Origin of the sequence: Peptoclostridium litorale DSM 5388 (assembly GCF_900141635.1) — a bacterium.
Classification (GTDB): Bacteria; Bacillota; Clostridia; order Peptostreptococcales; family Peptostreptococcaceae; genus Peptoclostridium; species Peptoclostridium litorale.
The window spans coordinates 149,745-165,668 of record NZ_FSRH01000002.1 but is presented as its reverse complement, the minus strand read 5'-3'; the positions used below and the strand labels follow the sequence as shown (position 1 = coordinate 165,668).

The following is a 15,924-nucleotide window of genomic DNA, read 5'->3' as shown; positions in this document are numbered from 1 at the left end:
GTATGCGCATGGGGCAGTGGATTGTATAATATAGATGAGTATAGACTGAAATAGAGTACTGATGGAAAGGAATTGATTTACATGCCATTTACTTTTGAGCACCCGGCAGCAGTGCTGCCGTTGGGACTTAGAAGAAACAGATATGTAGATTTTTCAGCGGCTGTGGTGGGGACCATGGCCCCCGATTTTGAGTATTTCATACATTTCAGGCCATTTCAGACGGTAGGGCACACTATACTGGGGCAGTTTTATTTCAATCTGCCCCTGATTTTTATGGCGGCATTTATTTTTCACAACTTGATAAAGGAAGCCGTTATTTCAAACCTGCCGAGTCCATACTGCGAAAGGTATGCATTCCTTAAATACGGAAGGTGGAAAATAGATTCGCTGCGCTCGCCTATTGTGTTTTGCTATTCGGCCTTATTTGGAGCATTCACACATATATTCTGGGACGGCTTTACACATAGTACGGGTTTTTTTGTAGAAAGTATAGAACTATTGTCCAATAGCAAAACAATGCTGGGTCGCAGCATACCAGTTTATAAACTGATGCAGCACGGAAGCACCCTTATGGGATTTTTCCTAATAGCTGCATATATTATTCTAATTCAGGATAAGTCATGCAATTTCAATCAAAGTGAGAAAAGTAAGGACAAGCTGTATTACTGTGGATTTACAATCATATTGGCGCTGACTGTTGACTTTGTCTATTTCACATTGATATCCAGCTTGTCCATAGGAGCTTTTTCCATAAATGGAGTATTTATAGGGATCGTAATATCAGCCATTCTATGGAGGATTAAAAGGACTTAATTAATATATGGAAAATGCATGTTTACGGTGTGGAAAAGAGGAGACTATGAATATAAGGCGAAGCAGGGCGGTTTATGCCACATTTATTTTTATTGTGATTTTTTTAGGGCTTGCATCAAGACGATTTTCGGGTTTTATTCCGGACTTTGTAGATACATACCTTGGGGATGCACTGTGGGCTTTAATGATATATTTTATAATTGGTTTTTTATTCAAAAACATGCCAATAAAGAAAACAGCGGCATTTGCGGCGATTTTTTGTCATGCAATTGAAACAAGCCAGCTCTATCATTCGAATTGGATAGATGCTATAAGAAGCACAACTGTTGGAGGGCTTGTGCTTGGATATGGGTTCTTGTGGAGCGACATAATTGCATATTCCATGGGAGTTTGCATTGGAGCTTTGACAGAAGTAATATTTAAGGCTGACAAGAGTAAATAAGTAGTGCGTGGAATGCATCCGGCGAATGGCATAATTTTTGGGGGAAAAGGGGTATATATAATTGAAAACCTGTGATAAGTGGATGAATTTATTGCTTAAAGAGGTTTTTAAGCCTTGGATATTTCAAAGGAAGCAAAGGCAAATGCTTCAATAGCTAGCCCAATAATATTTTAGGTTTTCAGGAGGTGGATGTAATGGAAGTTTTAGTTGTTTACAAGTCTAAATCGGGTTTCACAAAAAAATATGCCAATTGGATTGCTGAGGAGCTGTTTGCCGATGTATATGAGGTGTCAAAAGTCACTCCTAAAATGCTGAAAAAGTATGACACGCTTATATATGGGGGAGGGATTTATGCAGCGTCTATAAACGGATTAGATGTAGTAAAAAGGAATATGAACATTCTAAATGGGAAAAATATAGTAGTCTTTGCAACTGGGGTTTCTCCCCCTAGGGAAGAAGTAGTGGAAGACGTCAAAAATAAAAATTTCAGTCATGAGGAGCAAAAGAATATAGAGTTTTTTTACTTCCGCGGTGGATTTGACTATGACAAATTAAATTTTTTAGATAAATTTATAATGACACTTATGAAGTGGAGCTTAAAGAGAAAGAAAAGCCGGACTTCCGATGAGGAAGGTATGCTTGCCGCATATGAAAGTCCAGTTGATTTTACAAAAAAGAGCAATGTGGATAAGCTCACAGAGTTTGTAAAAGAGAAATGCCATTAAGGTCAATATGCATGGAAGCAACTTTGTTTCAATCAGAGCCATACCTATGGAAAAAACAGGGTTAGTGTCGGTTAATTAAATTTTTTATATAGCAACCAGAAAAAGGGCAGTTTTTGCCCTTTTTCTGGTTATTGCTATTTGTATTTTGGAATTGTCATTATGGACTTGAAAAGGTCCCCGTCTATTTCAACCTTGAAATCTCCGCCCTGAACGCTCATGAGACCCTGCGATATGGAAAGGCCAAGGCCGCTTCCTTCGCTGCTTCTCGATTCATCGGCTCTTTTGAACCTTTCCATGAGCTCGGATGCATCTGTGTTGAGCTCATAAGAAGATATATTTTTCATTACTATCTGTACGCTATGCTCATTCTCTGCTATGTCTATATATACCCTTGAATTTCTGAGGGCGTATTTGAAGATATTTGACATTAGATTTTCTATGACCCTCCAAATCAGTTTCCCGTCAGCTTTTGCATAAACCTTGTCCTGAGTGTGACCGAGTTTGAATTGCAGGCCCGACGCACTTATCTTGTCGTCAAGTTCACCCATACCCTGTTTTAAGAGGGAAATTATTTCAACTTTTTCAAGATTTACGGGCATATTTCCGCTTGATGCCTTTGAAGCCTCGAACAGATCGTCGGTAAGATTTTTTAGCCTTGTTGATTTTTGATCGAGAACCTGAAGGTATTTTGGAGCCTCCTTTGAATCCAGCCCCTCGTTTTTCAACAGGTCCACATAGGTTATTATGGATGTCAGGGGCGTTCTTATATCGTGAGAGACATTGCTTATAAGCTCCGTTTTCATCCTTTCGCTTTTGAGTTCATTGCTTACGGCGGCGCTCAGCCCGTCTGCTATGCTGTTTATCCCTTCGGCCATGTCTCTGTATACCCCGTGTGTCAAAGTGCATATCTTGTAGTCGAGTTCTCCGCTTTTTATCCTGTCTATACCGCTAAGTATTTCATTGAGGTCTGATGCCCTTGCAGGAGTAGGCATCATTTTGACTGAAAGAGGGAGGCTGTTTAAAAGCCTTCTGAAAAACAAGGATATGCTGTGAAAAAGTTTGTGAAAAACAGTGTGGGACAAAAGGGTTTTATTCTTAAAATGCCTTGCCACGGAAGACACAAGGCTCACAGCTATTATACTGACTGCAAGTGCACACGGCACAAATGAAAAGTACCTGAATGTGTTAAATGTATCGCCAGCTATAAATGAAAGCCCTGTTGCGGCAAATAAGCTAAACGCAATGCTTACATCTACATACAGCCTGTCCGTTGCAATCATTTGTATTTTGTCGTCCAGTTCAACCCTGCCGGCAGCATACACTATATATGAAAGGCAGGCCATGAATCCGAGCGCTAGCGACAGGAGCATATACAGGTTTGGAATCAATATTTTTTTGCTTTTGCTCCATTTTTCGCTTTCAGGCCCTATGAACTCATCCCCAAGGGCTATATATAATGTGTCACTGGCACTATTCAGTTCGCTCAAAAGATAGTTTTCCCAGCTTTCGACATTTGCGTTTTTTATGCTGCTTGAAACGCTGATTCCGTTGCTGTCAAAAATCAGGGAAACCGGCTGTGACTCGAAAAAATCCTTTGAACTTTCAGGGGACTTAATGTGACTGTAGCTTTCAGATGACGAAGTGTAGTAGTACAGCCCGTCGATTCTTTGGAGCTTGTTTATCAGATTGTTGTAGTCTTTCAGCTCATCATCTATGGCTTTGGTTTTATAGTATTCTACCTCCTTTGAATGCTCGGATTCAAACTTCTCCATGAGCCTTATTTCAGAGTATTCGTCATCGTAGTCGATAGATTCAGACTCCCTACTTTTGAAGGTTTCGAAAAGCCTTCTCAGATCGTGAGAATAACTGTAGCGGTCATAATAGTTTTTAGCATCGCTGTTTAGGCTGCCGCCGCTTTTTATGAAATCTTCACTTTTATAGTTTTTCAAAAGCGCTATGACATTTTCTGTAACAGTGTCTAGCTTGTATTTTAGCGAACTGCTCTCCATATAGCTCTTTTCAAATGCAGCTTCAATGTATTCGTCGGCATTATCCATCAGATATATTGTCAGGCTAAGGCCGCCTGTAAGGAATATTACGGCCATTGCAAATACCATGCTTTTTAAAAACTTGTTGTATCTAATATTTTTCCACTTTGTATCCAATTCCCCACACCACCTTTAAATATTTTGGTTCTTTAGGATTTATCTCAATCTTTTCACGTATTCTTCTTATGTGAACGGCAACGGTGTTTTCCGGATTGTATGCCGTCTCGTTCCACACGTTTTCATAAATTTGTTCTATTGAATATACCTTTCCGGCGTTTTGAGTCAAAAAGCAGAGTATTTTGTATTCGAGAGGAGTGAGCTTTACGCATTCACCGTCTGTAAATACTTTTTTGCTCTCGTCGTCCACAATAAGTTCGCCGCTTTTATAAACTCCTGTCTTTGGAGTATAGCTCCCAAGGGATACATATCTTCTAAGAAGCGATTTGACCCTTGCCAGAAGCTCGAGGGGATTGAAGGGCTTTGTAAGATAGTCGTCGGCTCCCATGTTGAGTCCCATTATCTTGTCCATGTCCTCTGATTTGGCAGAAAGCATCATTATTGGAATATTCCTTGTCTTTCTGATTTCGTTAGTGGTTTTCATGCCGTCCATATTAGGCATCATTATGTCCATTATTATCAGGTGTATGTCATTTTGACTCAGCGCGCTAAGGGCCTGCACTCCGTCGTGTGCCTTGAAAACGCAGTAACCGTCGTTTTTAAGGTATATTTCTATTGCCTCTACTATTTCTTTGTCATCGTCGCATACTAGTATGTTCATTGTCTATCACCTTTCATGTCAGTTTGTGTTTCGACTTTAGCAATTGTTTTATCGAAGGCCTTAAATAGATAATAACATCTATTTCTTAAAAGAAGCCCGGCGTAAATCTTAAGATTTTTTTAAAAATAAAAATATTTGCTTTACAGCGCACGCTTAGCCTGAATATTCATTGAATTTGAATGGCGGCAATGGATTGGCAATTGAAATAAATCTATTTATTAAAAAATAAATAAATTTCCCAAAATTCGACAAAACCTCCTGATATTCGCTATTTGCGAGGGGGTATACATATAACAAAATTAAAAGGTTTTTTGAAAAAGGCAAACTTGCCAAAAGGCAAGGACGCAAAGCTTAGAGTCTAAAGCATTTAAAATGCTACGATTGTCTGGCTGCCATATTTATTTATGGCAGCTTTTTATTTTTAACGGGAGGTGCAAAGTATCATGGCTGTAAAGTCTGAAAGAAAAGCAAATGGAGGTTGCATGCGAAGTATATTTAAAAAAATTAGTATTGTATTTTTGGTGTTTTTGTTGGTTTTCTCAACTGGATTCGAGGTTGAGGCTGACGGCGGTGGAATGGTCACCATAACTGTTATAGTATCAGAATCTTTAGAATCTGATTCGGGATTGGAGGAAGCTGTAGATGTAAGGGTTAAGAAGGTGGAGGAAGTGGATGGAACAACGATTGTTATTTATGACAAGACAATAGTTACAGACCATTTTGCCACATTTGAAGGAGTTCCTGTTGGAGGCTCATGTACAATAACGGGTGGAACTGCACCTGGATACGTTGCGCCAGAGCTTGTAAAACTTGAGTTAACCAAGTTCAAGGGGAATTTCAATAGAACTGTAAATCTTGTATATGAACGCTCGGAAGAAGGAATTCCTGTATCAGGAATAGAAATAGACAAGACAGATATGACACTGCTTGAAGGACGAAAGGGAACTATTACGGCATCGGTTATACCTGAAAATGCAAGCATTCAGAATGTGGAATGGACCTCAAACAATACAGATGTGGCTGTTGTCAGTGAAAAAGGAGAAGTAACTGCAGTTTTAGCATCAGAAGATAAAGTTGAAATTACAGCTAAGGTTGTAGATACAACCACGTCAGAGGGAAAAGAATTTTCTGCGACGTGCACAGTTACAGTGAAGAGGATAGGTGAAGTTTTGAATCCGGAGCCAATACATGCCATTGTCGGAGAGGTAGTGAAATTGCCAGACATTGTTGAAGTTGAATTAAATGACGGAACAACCGAGTATGTGGATGTTAACTGGATAGGTGCATACACAGTCGGAGAAGAACAGGTAATTCAATATGACAAGGCAAATGAAGACGGAAGCTCTTACATTCTTACAGGGGAAATAGAGGGCACGGATTATACTGCAAGCTTGGAAATCTATGTGACGGGAGAACCTGTACTGTCGGTTGAAAGCGTGGACTTTGTCGATGCTTTAGATGGATCGGTAAGCATTGGTTCAGTAAGTGTTTTCACCGGCCAAACTACAACTATAGGCATGAACATAGAGCCAGATAATGCAGATATTGAACCACTAGAGTGGAAATGGTCATACGAGCCTGTTGACGAGAACAACTCAACCGTTGCCACAGTAGCTGGTGTGACAGCTGGAGATTCAGCTGCTGAGGTGGATTTTGCCGTGACTATTTTGGGAGTTGCACCTGGCAAGGCGACATTGTATGTGGAAAAATTAGACGGCACAGTTTTGGACTCGTGCCTTGTGAATGTGGCTTTAGACCCTACAATCACTGACCCTGCTTATATAGCAGCGACTACGACAGATTCGCCAGAGCCGGTCGACCAGTTTGAGAGTAAAGAGGACGTGTATATAAGGTGCTATAACCTTCCCGCCGGAGAATATTATGTCAAGGTCGAAGAGCAGGGAAGCCAAGTCCCTTTGGGAGAAACAAACGAGACTGACGAAAATGAAAATAATGACAGAATAGTAGTTGGAGCTGAAGATGCAGAGGTTATATTCAATCTATATGAAGCCACAGGATTTAAGGACAGTACAAAGAATTCAAAATCATACTTTGTATCAATGAGTAAGAATCCAGAATATCCAAGTGGAGATGATGCAGATGGCATACCAAATACGTTCATGGATAATTTCAAGATAACATCACCAGTCCCTACAGGTTTCATAGTGGTTGATGTGCATGAAGATGGATATAGCCCAATAAGTCAAGAATTTTATGAATCCTATAAAATATTCAAAATAGATGAAAATGGCGACATAGTCATGGATGAAAATGGTGATCCGGTTGTCGAAGAAATAGACGAAATAGATGTAATTCTCGGTCGTGAGATCAAGGACAAGACCGCGGAAGAAACTCAGTATTCAGATTATCTGAACCCTGGCTATGAAACAGATCCAACACTTCCTAAATATACAGATGAAGCCAAGCTGATAGGGCATGTCAATGCCAATGGAAAGGTAACTTGGGAGGAGCCTAAAGAGGTTCTTAAGATCGGCGGATACATCTTGTTGATAGAACTTCCAAAAGGATATGCTTCCAATTTGGATGCTGTTAATCCAGAATCAGAGGATGGGGAGCTTTTAAAAGAGGTCCACATAACCAGAAATAACACAGTGATTAGAACCATAGAGGTTTTTAAATAACATGATTTTAGCATGGCAGCACTTTCGATGTGCTTTAGAGGAAATGTGTCATGGCAAATCAGGCTGTAGAAACTAAAACCTTATATTGGAAAATTTAAAATGAGTGGAAAGGCCCTGCCGCTGAAAAGCCCTACATACGGGCTGCGGGGCCTTTTATATGGTGTTTTTTAAGCGGAACATAAGGAGGGCTTTGAGCAAGCGAATGGCTGGCAGGGTTTTCTTTGACTGCAATTGCAATGCATTATTTTAAAATTGAATTGTGGGTACAAATTAAAGAAAAAACAAATTTGCAAGGGGGAAGGAGGTATGCGGGGAATGAAAAAGAAGCCAAGGGGGATTTCGCTTGACATTCTCGCGGACTATTATGACTGTCTTACTTTCACCGAAAAAAGCAGATTCAGGAGAAAACAGATTGAATTAATGGATATTCACAAAGGGGAAAAAGTTTTAGACGTGGGATGTGGAACGGGTGTATTGTCGATTCTTTCAAAGACTGCCGTTGGAGAATCTGGCGAGGTGGAAGGGATAGACATAGCTCCTAGAATGATATCGAATGCACAGGAGAAGGCAAAAAAGGCAAATCTAAATATCAATTTTAATGTTGCATCTATTGATGAATTGCCCTATCCAGACGATTATTTTGATGTTGTCATTGCCAGCCTTGTGTTTCACCACCTGCCGGTTGAGATAAAAAGAGAGGGGCTGCAGGAAATACACCGGGTTTTAAAAGACGACGGGAGGTTTTTTCTTTGCGATTTTGGATCTCCCCATATACTCACAGCCCCCATTATGTACTTGATGCTGATATGGATATCACCGACAAGATATCAACTGCTTGGCAAACTTCCAAGCTTGATAGTGGAGTGCGGATTCAAAACTGCAGAGCTTATAAAAAAAGGTATTTTTCTTGAATACTATATTATAACGAAAAACTAGAATATGTTTTTAATATAAAAAATTCAATATCGGGAGGACAAAATGGATAAATTATTTTTCGAGATACACAGCAATTTGCCAAGGGAAGGTCCAGGGCTTAACGAGTGCACAAGAAAAGCATTTCAAGCTATACCGGATTTGCCGGATGAGCCTGAAATTCTAGACGTAGGGTGCGGGCCGGGAATGCAGACAATTGAGCTGGCAAAAATAAGCAGTGGCAATATAACTGCAATAGATAACCATCAGCCATATCTGGAAGTACTGGAAAAGACAGCCCAAAAGGAAGGGCTGGCTGAAAATATAAAGACAATGAATGTCTCTATGTTTGAAATGGATTTTGAAAGAAACAGTTTTGATTTGATATGGGCTGAAGGGGCTATTTATATAATAGGAGTTGAAAAGGGACTAAATTACTGGAAGCAGTTTTTAAGGCCCGGAGGATATATGGCTTTTACAGAGGTTTCTTGGCTGAGGGAAGACAGACCGAAAGAACTTCAGCAGTTTTGGGATGAGGCATATCCTGCGATTAAAGGAATAGATGCGAACATAGCACTTATTGAAAAGTGCGGCTATAAAGTGATTGAACATTTTATTTTGCCAGAAAAGGCTTGGTGGAGAGATTACTATAATCCGCTGGAAAAAAGGCTTATTATGCTTAGGGAAAAATACAAAAGCGACAATCAGGCAATCGAAATGATTGAACAAGAAGAAATTGAGATTGAACTCTACAGAAGATATTCAAATTGGTATGGATATGTGTTTTATATAGTGCAAAAATAAGACAAATAATTTGTTTTACAGACAACAAAAACGAGTTATACTGTCCTTATACAAATCAAAACATAAAAAGGGGAAAATATGAAAATACTGGTTGATGCGGACGGATGTCCCGTAAAGGACATAATACTCAAAGTGGCAAAGGAGCATGGAGTGGAACTTGTAATGGTGAAAAATGTCTGCCATGAGATATACGACGACTATGCAAAGATAATAACCGTAGAAAAGGGGCGTGACGTGGCGGACATAGCTCTTATAAACAATACGGTCAATGGGGACATAGTGGTTACTCAGGACTACGGTGTAGCTGCACTGGCGCTTGCAAAGAAGGCTGCGGCAATAAATCAAAATGGTCTAGTTTATACTGATGACAACATAGAGGGGCTTCTCATGAAAAGGTATATGAACCAGCAGATGAGAAAAAAGCATAAAAAGTATTCGAAGACTTCCAAGAGGAGCAAGGACGACGACAAGATTTTTGAGCTCAAGTTCAAAGAGCTTGTTAAAAGCATGCTTTAAAACATATGGGCGATCAACATGGAAAGCAGTCGGGAAGCTTGATATGGCAAGGTTGTAAAAGGTAGAAGTGTCAAAGTGGGATACAGGGCATGGGTATTTTCAAAATATGAACAGCATAAAATTTAGTGAATAAAAGCAAAAGCAGCTCTGTTGGAAAATATTATTTGGAGTTGCTTTTTTAATGAGTCATTAATGTAGAATATGAGGCGTTTTTGTGTTTTAATAGGATTAAAGTGAATATAAAAAGCATATTATAGATATATAGTATGTAAAAAATACGCGAAATTTTATTGAAAAAAAATAAAAAAGGTGTTAAGCTATCTAGGTAAACGTTTTAGTAAACCGGTTACCTAGATTTTGCATAGTACCTTGAATGAATTAGGGTGATATATATGAAAATGACAATTAAAGATATTGCAAAGCTGGCAGGAGTTTCAACAACAACTGTATCCAAAGTCATGAACGGCAAGGATGAGAGCATAAGCGATGCTACAAAGGACAGGATAAAAAAGATAATGAAGGAGAACAACTATACTCCTAGTGTTGTCGCCAGAAGCCTTGTGACTAAGAGGACTAATACAATAGGACTCATAATACCGGATATTCGAAATCCATTTTTCCCCGAGCTTGCAAGGGGTGCCGAAGACATGGCCAGCAAGGCCGGTTACACCATAATATTTTGCAATGCGGACAACAACCTTTCAAAGGAAGACGAGTACCTTAAAGTGCTCAGCGAGAAAATGGTAGATGGGATAATAATAGCTGTTTCGTCAAAACGTGAAGACCAGTTTGAAAAAATAACGGAAACTTCAATGCCCATAATACTTGTCGATAGAGACATCGACATAGATATGAAATGCATAAAGGGAAGGGTTATAACGGATAACTTCAAGGGTGCATGCATTGGCGTCGAGCACATGATATCAAATGGCATGGAAAAGATACTATTCATTTCAGGTCCGCTTACAAACAAGGCTTCATTCGAAAGACTCGAAGGATACAAGAGTGCACTTGAAAATCACAATATAGATTTTGACCAGGATCTGCTTCTCGAAGGGGAATTCAATGAAAACTGGGGATATGAAGCCGCGGCAATCGCAATAGAAAAGAATCTTGATTTTGACGGGGTTTTTTGCGGTAACGACCTTATTGCAATAGGAGCGATAAAGAGTTTCAAGGGGAAAGGCATACGCATACCGCAGGACATATCTATAGTCGGATTTGACGACATATACGTATCAAGCATGATAGAGCCTGAACTTACAACGATAAGGCAGCCGAAATACGAGATGGGCTACAGGGCGGTTGAGATGCTAATAGATATACTTGAAGGCAAGAAGGCAGAGCAAAAAAGGCTTGTGCTTCAGCCCGATATAGTCATAAGAGAGTCGGTAAAGAAGAAATAAGAGGGAGCGTTTCATATGTCTAAAATATTAGTTATAGGAAGTATAAACATGGATCTTGTATCCAAGGTTGAAAGCATGCCCCAGGTAGGGGAAACTGTGCTTGGGAAGGGATTTGCCCAAATACCTGGAGGCAAGGGAGCAAACCAGGCTGTTGCAATGTCGAGACTTGGAGCCGATGTCACAATGATTGGCAAGGTCGGGGACGATGCCTTTGGCAGGGAACTTAAAAAAGGGCTTGAAAATGACAATATAGACACTACGGGAATACATATTGAAAATGGAATTTCCACGGGAATTGCAATTATAACTGTGGATGAAAGTGCCAACAATTCGATAATTGTAAATTTAGGTGCGAATTTCAGCGTTACAAAGGAATTTATAGATGAGAACATAGAAAAGATAGAGTCAGCTGACATAGTAGTGCTTCAGCTTGAAATTCCGGAAGAATCAGTAAGACATGCTCTTGAGATATCAAAGAGACTTGGAAAATACACAATACTCAATCCAGCTCCGGCAAGGCCGCTAGGAGATGAAATCATAAAGAATGTAGACCTTCTTGTTCCAAATGAGACAGAACTTGAGCTGATAAGCAAAATGAGTGCAAAAGACGAAAGTGAAGTGAAGCTGGCTGCGGATTCGCTCATACAAAAAGGGATAAAGGAGATAATAGTAACTCTTGGAGAAAATGGATGCATGCACCTAGGCGAGGGTTTTTGCAGAAAATACGATGCTATAAAAGTTGAAGCTGTTGACACTACAGCGGCAGGGGACAGTTTTATTGCAGGTGTTGCATCTTATATTGCAAATGGCAAAGCCATGGATGAAGCAATAGAATTTGCGACAAAGGTTGCATCTGTTACAGTTACAAGGGAAGGCGCTCAAAGTTCGCTTCCACATATAAATGAAATAGAGCTTTAATTTTGACAAGGAGTGAATTGCTTTGAAAAAAACAGGACTTTTAAATTCTCAAATATCTCATGCCATATCGCTTATGGGACATACAGATATGCTGACAATAGGGGACTGCGGGCTGCCGGTTCCAGAAGGAACAGGCAGGATAGACCTGGCCCTTACACAAGGTGTGCCTACATTCCTTCAAGTTGTAGATGCGGTGCTTTCAGAACTGAAGGTGGAAGAGGCTATAATCGCTGAAGAAATATATGAAAAAAATCCAGAAGTCTGCGCCAAGCTTATATATATATTAAAGGCTTCAAATCCCGAAATAATCATAAAGTCTGTTTCTCATGAGGAGTTCAAAGAGGTTACAAGGGATTCCAAGGCGGTTGTAAGAACAGGAGAATGCACGCCATATGCAAATGTGATATTAAAATCAGGAGTAGTTTTTTAGGAGTGGTCAAACTATGAAAAAACCTATTTTGGAGATGAAAGGCATTTCGAAGGAATTTCCGGGAGTCAAGGCACTCGACAATGTAGACCTTAAAGTTTTTGAAGGAGAGGTGCTTGCGCTTCTTGGAGAAAACGGAGCCGGAAAATCCACACTCATGAAGATAATGAGCGGTGTTTACTCGAAGAATGCAGGAGAGATATGCTGGAGAGGAAATCCCCTGTCAATGAAGGACACTAAGCATGCACAGGAAATTGGAATAGCTATAATACACCAGGAGCTTAATCTGATACCTCACCTTAGCATAGCCGAGAACATATTCATAGGAAGAGAGCCTGTCACAAGGTTTGGGAATATTGATTGGAAGAAGATGAATGAAAATGCAAACAGGCTTTTAAAAAAGCTCAATATAGACAAGGATCCAAGAGATCTTTTAGGCAGCCTTAGCATGGGGCAAAGGCAAATGGTTGAAATTGCAAAGGCGCTTTCGCTTAACGCCAGTGTAATAATAATGGATGAGCCTACGGATGCACTTACAGACAAGGAGACTGAAAGTCTGTTTAGGGTGATAAATGAACTTAAATCTGAAAACAAGGCAATAATATATATATCGCACAGGCTGGGGGAAATATTTGAAATCTGCGACAGAGTAAGTGTTCTAAGGGACGGAAAATATGTCGGCGAAGAAAGCGTTTCGCATATGGATGAAGATGGTCTAATAGAAATGATGGTAGGCAGAAAGCTAAGCGAGCAGTTTCCAAGGGTGGAAGTTGAAAAAGGTGAAACTGTGCTACGTATAAACGGCCTTAAGAACAAGTATGTAAAAGATATAAGCCTCGAGGTTCGAAAAGGTGAAATAGTAGGCATATCAGGGCTTATGGGTGCTGGAAGAACTGAACTTGGAAAGACCATATTTGGATACATAAAGCATGAGCATGGGGATATATATGTGAATGGTGAAAAGGTTTCCATAAAATCTCCATCTGACGCACTTAGACATGGGATTGCGTATGTGTCTGAAGACAGGAAAAATGAAGGGCTTGTCCTGGGTCTTTCAGTAAGAGACAATATGAGCCTTTCTTCACTGGACGGACTAAAGGGTGCATTGCTAAATATAGACAAGAAAATTGAAGAGGAAATTGTAAGTGACTATGTAAAAAGGCTCAACATCAAAACACCTGGAATAAAGCAGAAGGTAAAGAATTTGAGCGGGGGGAACCAACAGAAGGTTTCCATAGCAAAATGCCTTATGACAAAGCCAAGTATACTCATACTGGACGAACCGACCAGGGGAGTCGACGTAGGGGCAAAAAAGGAAATTTATGAACTCATAAATCTGTTCAAAAAGGATGGAATGAGCATAATAATGATATCTTCAGAAATGCCTGAAATAATGGGGATGAGCGACAGGATAATTGTCCTTCACGATGGAAAAATCACAGGCGAATTCAGCAGGGACAAAGCAACTCAGGACGGCATAATGAGGTGCGCCGTTGGAATAGAGGAGGAACACTAATGAACAAGCAGACGCTAATGAAATTCAAATCGATAATAGGACTTTTAATTTTTACAATAATAATTTCGTTTTTAAATCCAAGATTTTTAACCTGGCCGAACATGCTGAATGTATTTAGGCAGACTTCCATAAATTCGGTTATAGCAGCTGGAATGACATTTGTAATACTCACAGGTGGAATAGATCTTTCTGTGGGATCTATACTTGCGTTTACAGGTGCTATATGCGCAAGTCTTCTTTCAGCAGATGTCAACATAATAGCTGTTGTGGCGATAACTCTATTTGTTGGAGCTGTTTCGGGAATGTGCAGTGGGGTTGTTATAAGCAAGGGCAAAGTACAGCCATTTATTGCAACGCTTGCCACCATGACGATACTAAGAGGTGCAACACTTGTGTTCACAAAGGGAAAGCCCATAACATTTACTGGCGCAAAGGGATATGAGGCATTCAGCAGCATAGGAGCCGGATATTTTATGAAAATTCCTGTACCCATATATATAATGATCATAGTATTTGCACTGGGCTTCTATTTACTTACACAGACAAGACTTGGAAGATACGTATATGCGCTTGGAGGAAATGAAGAAGCTTCAAGACTTTCAGGACTTAATACGGATAAGATAAAAATATATGTTTATGCAATAAGTGGTTTAATGGCCGCGCTTGCGGGGATAATAATAACAGCGAGGCTTTCATCTGCACAGCCTACTGCTGGAACAGGATATGAGCTGGATGCCATAGCGGCAGTAGTTCTTGGAGGAACAAGCCTTACAGGTGGAGCGGGAAGCATAATGGGAACCGTCATAGGAGCCCTAATAATAGGCATACTTGGAAATGCGCTTAACCTTATGGACGTTTCATCGTATTATCAGATGATGATTAAGGGTATGGTAATACTTGTCGCGGTTCTTATCGACAAGAAGAGCAAATAAGGCTTCGCGCCGAGCAATCGGCAAAATATAAATATATAAAAATTAAAGGAGGATTCACCATGAAGAAACTGATTTCGATTTTAATGTCACTTGTTCTTGTAATTGGAGCTCTTACAGCCTGTGGGGCTAAAGAGGAAGCACAAACAGAGGGAACTCAAAAGATAGGTCTTGTAGTATCGACTCTTAACAATCCGTTCTTTGTTACGCTTCAAGAGGGGGCAAAGAGCAAGGCTGAAGAACTTGGATACGAGCTTATAGTTCTTGACTCGCAAAACGATCCTTCAAAAGAGATAGCAAACGTTGAGGACCTTGTTACAAGAGGTGTTTCAGCAATACTTATAAACCCTACTGACTCAGATGCGGTTGTAAACTCGGTTAAGGCTGCAAATGAGGCAAATATTCCAGTGGTTACTCTTGACAGAGGAGCAAACGGCGGAGATGTTGTATGCCACATAGCTTCAGACAATGTTGCAGGTGGAAAGATGGCTGGAGAGTTCATAGTTGAAAAATTCGCAGAAGGTGCAAAGCTTGTGGAACTTGAAGGAATAGCTGGAACTTCAGCGGCAAGAGACAGAGGTAAGGGATTCAATGAGGCGATAGAGGGAAAAGAAGGTTTTGAAGTTGTTGCAAAACAGGTTGCAGACTTTGACAGAACAAAAGGACTTGAGGTAATGGAAAACATACTTCAAGCTCAGCCGGAAATAGATGCTGTATTCGCTCACAACGATGAAATGGCTCTAGGAGCGCTTCAGGCTATAGAGGCTAGCGGAAAAGAAATAATGGTTGTAGGATTTGACGCTACTGAAGATGCCGTAAACTCAGTTAAAGAAGGAAAATTGGCGGCAACTGTGGCTCAGCAGCCGGACATGATAGGAGCGCTTGGCGTTGAAACTGCAGGAAAGATAATAGCAGGGGAAACTGTTGAGCAGTTCATACCAGTAGATCTTAAGCTTGTAACTGAATAATAGCATAAAAGCCAAAACCCGTGGATGCTTTTTCCATGGGTTTTTTGTTTTTTTGGGGTAAAAATAGAATATGCATAAAG

16 protein-coding genes and 1 riboswitch are annotated in these 15,924 nt (G+C 40.2%); of the genes, 13 read left to right on the top strand and 3 right to left on the bottom strand.

The genetic code is table 11. The features are described from left to right. Window positions 1-81: 81 nt before the first annotated feature. On the top strand, window positions 82-813 hold the full coding sequence (locus BUQ87_RS02520; RefSeq protein WP_038265082.1) for a DUF4184 family protein: 732 nt from the start codon (window positions 82-84) through the stop codon (window positions 811-813). 72 nt (window positions 814-885) lie between these two features. On the opposite strand, the gene BUQ87_RS15710 is transcribed toward BUQ87_RS02520, so the two are convergent. Further along, window positions 886-1,029 carry a hypothetical protein gene (locus BUQ87_RS15710; protein ID WP_330391212.1) on the bottom strand — a complete coding sequence of 48 codons (144 nt, stop codon included), beginning with the start codon at window positions 1,027-1,029 and terminating at the stop codon, window positions 886-888. On the opposite strand from BUQ87_RS15710, the gene BUQ87_RS02515 reads away from it, so the two are divergent. After that, window positions 998-1,255 carry a ribosomal maturation YjgA family protein gene (locus BUQ87_RS02515; RefSeq protein ID WP_330391210.1) on the top strand — a complete coding sequence of 86 codons (258 nt, stop codon included), beginning with the start codon at window positions 998-1,000 and terminating at the stop codon, window positions 1,253-1,255. The two genes, BUQ87_RS15710 and BUQ87_RS02515, sit on opposite strands and share 32 nt — an antisense overlap. Window positions 1,256-1,449: 194 nt before the next feature. Beyond that, window positions 1,450-1,980 (top strand): flavodoxin domain-containing protein, encoded by a 531-nt coding sequence (locus BUQ87_RS02510; protein WP_038265088.1) that lies wholly within the window; start codon window positions 1,450-1,452, stop codon window positions 1,978-1,980. A 134-nt stretch (window positions 1,981-2,114) separates the two neighbouring features. On the opposite strand, the gene BUQ87_RS02505 is transcribed toward BUQ87_RS02510, so the two are convergent. After that, window positions 2,115-4,145, bottom strand: a complete 2,031-nt coding sequence (locus BUQ87_RS02505; RefSeq protein WP_052636129.1) for a sensor histidine kinase — start codon at window positions 4,143-4,145, stop codon at window positions 2,115-2,117. After that, window positions 4,120-4,806, bottom strand: coding sequence for a response regulator transcription factor (locus BUQ87_RS02500; RefSeq protein ID WP_038265091.1), 687 nt, complete (start codon window positions 4,804-4,806; stop codon window positions 4,120-4,122). The genes BUQ87_RS02505 and BUQ87_RS02500 overlap by 26 nt, the downstream gene beginning before the upstream one ends. A 309-nt stretch (window positions 4,807-5,115) precedes the next feature. Next, window positions 5,116-5,203, top strand: a riboswitch (cyclic di-GMP riboswitch). A gap of 124 nt (window positions 5,204-5,327) precedes the next feature. On the opposite strand from BUQ87_RS02500, the gene BUQ87_RS02495 reads away from it, so the two are divergent. The 10 genes from BUQ87_RS02495 to rbsB all read left to right on the top strand — a co-directional run bounded on the left by BUQ87_RS02495 (window position 5,328) and on the right by rbsB (window position 15,844). Next, on the top strand, window positions 5,328-7,448 hold the full coding sequence (locus tag BUQ87_RS02495; RefSeq protein WP_207647164.1) for an Ig-like domain-containing protein: 2,121 nt from the start codon (window positions 5,328-5,330) through the stop codon (window positions 7,446-7,448). A 315-nt stretch (window positions 7,449-7,763) separates the two neighbouring features. Continuing rightward, window positions 7,764-8,384 carry a class I SAM-dependent methyltransferase gene (locus tag BUQ87_RS02490; protein WP_052636130.1) on the top strand — a complete coding sequence of 207 codons (621 nt, stop codon included), beginning with the start codon at window positions 7,764-7,766 and terminating at the stop codon, window positions 8,382-8,384. A gap of 42 nt (window positions 8,385-8,426) precedes the next feature. Further along, entirely contained in the window at window positions 8,427-9,164 is a 738-nt protein-coding gene (locus BUQ87_RS02485; RefSeq protein ID WP_038265097.1) for a class I SAM-dependent methyltransferase, read from the top strand. Between the two features lie 78 nt (window positions 9,165-9,242). Continuing rightward, window positions 9,243-9,680, top strand: a complete 438-nt coding sequence (locus BUQ87_RS02480; RefSeq protein ID WP_038265100.1) for a YaiI/YqxD family protein — start codon at window positions 9,243-9,245, stop codon at window positions 9,678-9,680. Between the two features lie 392 nt (window positions 9,681-10,072). Further along, on the top strand, window positions 10,073-11,086 hold the full coding sequence (locus tag BUQ87_RS02475) for a LacI family DNA-binding transcriptional regulator (protein ID WP_038265102.1): 1,014 nt from the start codon (window positions 10,073-10,075) through the stop codon (window positions 11,084-11,086). A gap of 15 nt (window positions 11,087-11,101) precedes the next feature. Further along, entirely contained in the window at window positions 11,102-12,004 is a 903-nt protein-coding gene (gene rbsK / locus BUQ87_RS02470; RefSeq protein ID WP_038265104.1) for a ribokinase, read from the top strand. 22 nt (window positions 12,005-12,026) lie between these two features. Then, on the top strand, window positions 12,027-12,434 hold the full coding sequence (rbsD, locus tag BUQ87_RS02465; protein ID WP_038265105.1) for a D-ribose pyranase: 408 nt from the start codon (window positions 12,027-12,029) through the stop codon (window positions 12,432-12,434). Window positions 12,435-12,447: 13 nt separating this feature from the next. Further along, the gene (rbsA, locus tag BUQ87_RS02460) at window positions 12,448-13,947 is read left to right on the top strand and encodes a ribose ABC transporter ATP-binding protein RbsA (RefSeq protein WP_038265110.1); all 1,500 of its coding nucleotides are present in this window, start codon (window positions 12,448-12,450) and stop codon (window positions 13,945-13,947) included. Continuing rightward, window positions 13,947-14,879: a ribose ABC transporter permease gene (rbsC, locus tag BUQ87_RS02455; RefSeq protein WP_038265112.1), complete on the top strand. Its 933-nt coding sequence runs from the start codon at window positions 13,947-13,949 to the stop codon at window positions 14,877-14,879. The genes rbsA and rbsC overlap by 1 nt, the downstream gene beginning before the upstream one ends. A gap of 59 nt (window positions 14,880-14,938) precedes the next feature. Beyond that, the gene (gene rbsB, locus BUQ87_RS02450) at window positions 14,939-15,844 is read left to right on the top strand and encodes a ribose ABC transporter substrate-binding protein RbsB (RefSeq protein ID WP_038265115.1); all 906 of its coding nucleotides are present in this window, start codon (window positions 14,939-14,941) and stop codon (window positions 15,842-15,844) included. Window positions 15,845-15,924 lie beyond the last annotated feature (80 nt).

Excerpts from the sequence above, each read along its gene's own strand:
- BUQ87_RS02520 (WP_038265082.1), top strand. The coding sequence starts at position 82 with ATGCCATTTACTTTTGAGCACCCGGCAGCAGTGCTGCCGTTGGGACTT.
- BUQ87_RS02515 (WP_330391210.1), top strand. The coding sequence starts at position 998 with ATGATATATTTTATAATTGGTTTTTTATTCAAAAACATGCCAATAAAG.
- BUQ87_RS02510 (WP_038265088.1), top strand. The coding sequence starts at position 1,450 with ATGGAAGTTTTAGTTGTTTACAAGTCTAAATCGGGTTTCACAAAAAAA.
- BUQ87_RS02500 (WP_038265091.1), bottom strand. The coding sequence starts at position 4,806 with ATGAACATACTAGTATGCGACGATGACAAAGAAATAGTAGAGGCAATA.
- BUQ87_RS02490 (WP_052636130.1), top strand. The coding sequence starts at position 7,764 with ATGAAAAAGAAGCCAAGGGGGATTTCGCTTGACATTCTCGCGGACTAT.
- BUQ87_RS02485 (WP_038265097.1), top strand. The coding sequence starts at position 8,427 with ATGGATAAATTATTTTTCGAGATACACAGCAATTTGCCAAGGGAAGGT.
- BUQ87_RS02480 (WP_038265100.1), top strand. The coding sequence starts at position 9,243 with ATGAAAATACTGGTTGATGCGGACGGATGTCCCGTAAAGGACATAATA.
- BUQ87_RS02475 (WP_038265102.1), top strand. The coding sequence starts at position 10,073 with ATGAAAATGACAATTAAAGATATTGCAAAGCTGGCAGGAGTTTCAACA.
- rbsK (WP_038265104.1), top strand. The coding sequence starts at position 11,102 with ATGTCTAAAATATTAGTTATAGGAAGTATAAACATGGATCTTGTATCC.
- rbsA (WP_038265110.1), top strand. The coding sequence starts at position 12,448 with ATGAAAAAACCTATTTTGGAGATGAAAGGCATTTCGAAGGAATTTCCG.
- rbsC (WP_038265112.1), top strand. The coding sequence starts at position 13,947 with ATGAACAAGCAGACGCTAATGAAATTCAAATCGATAATAGGACTTTTA.
- rbsB (WP_038265115.1), top strand. The coding sequence starts at position 14,939 with ATGAAGAAACTGATTTCGATTTTAATGTCACTTGTTCTTGTAATTGGA.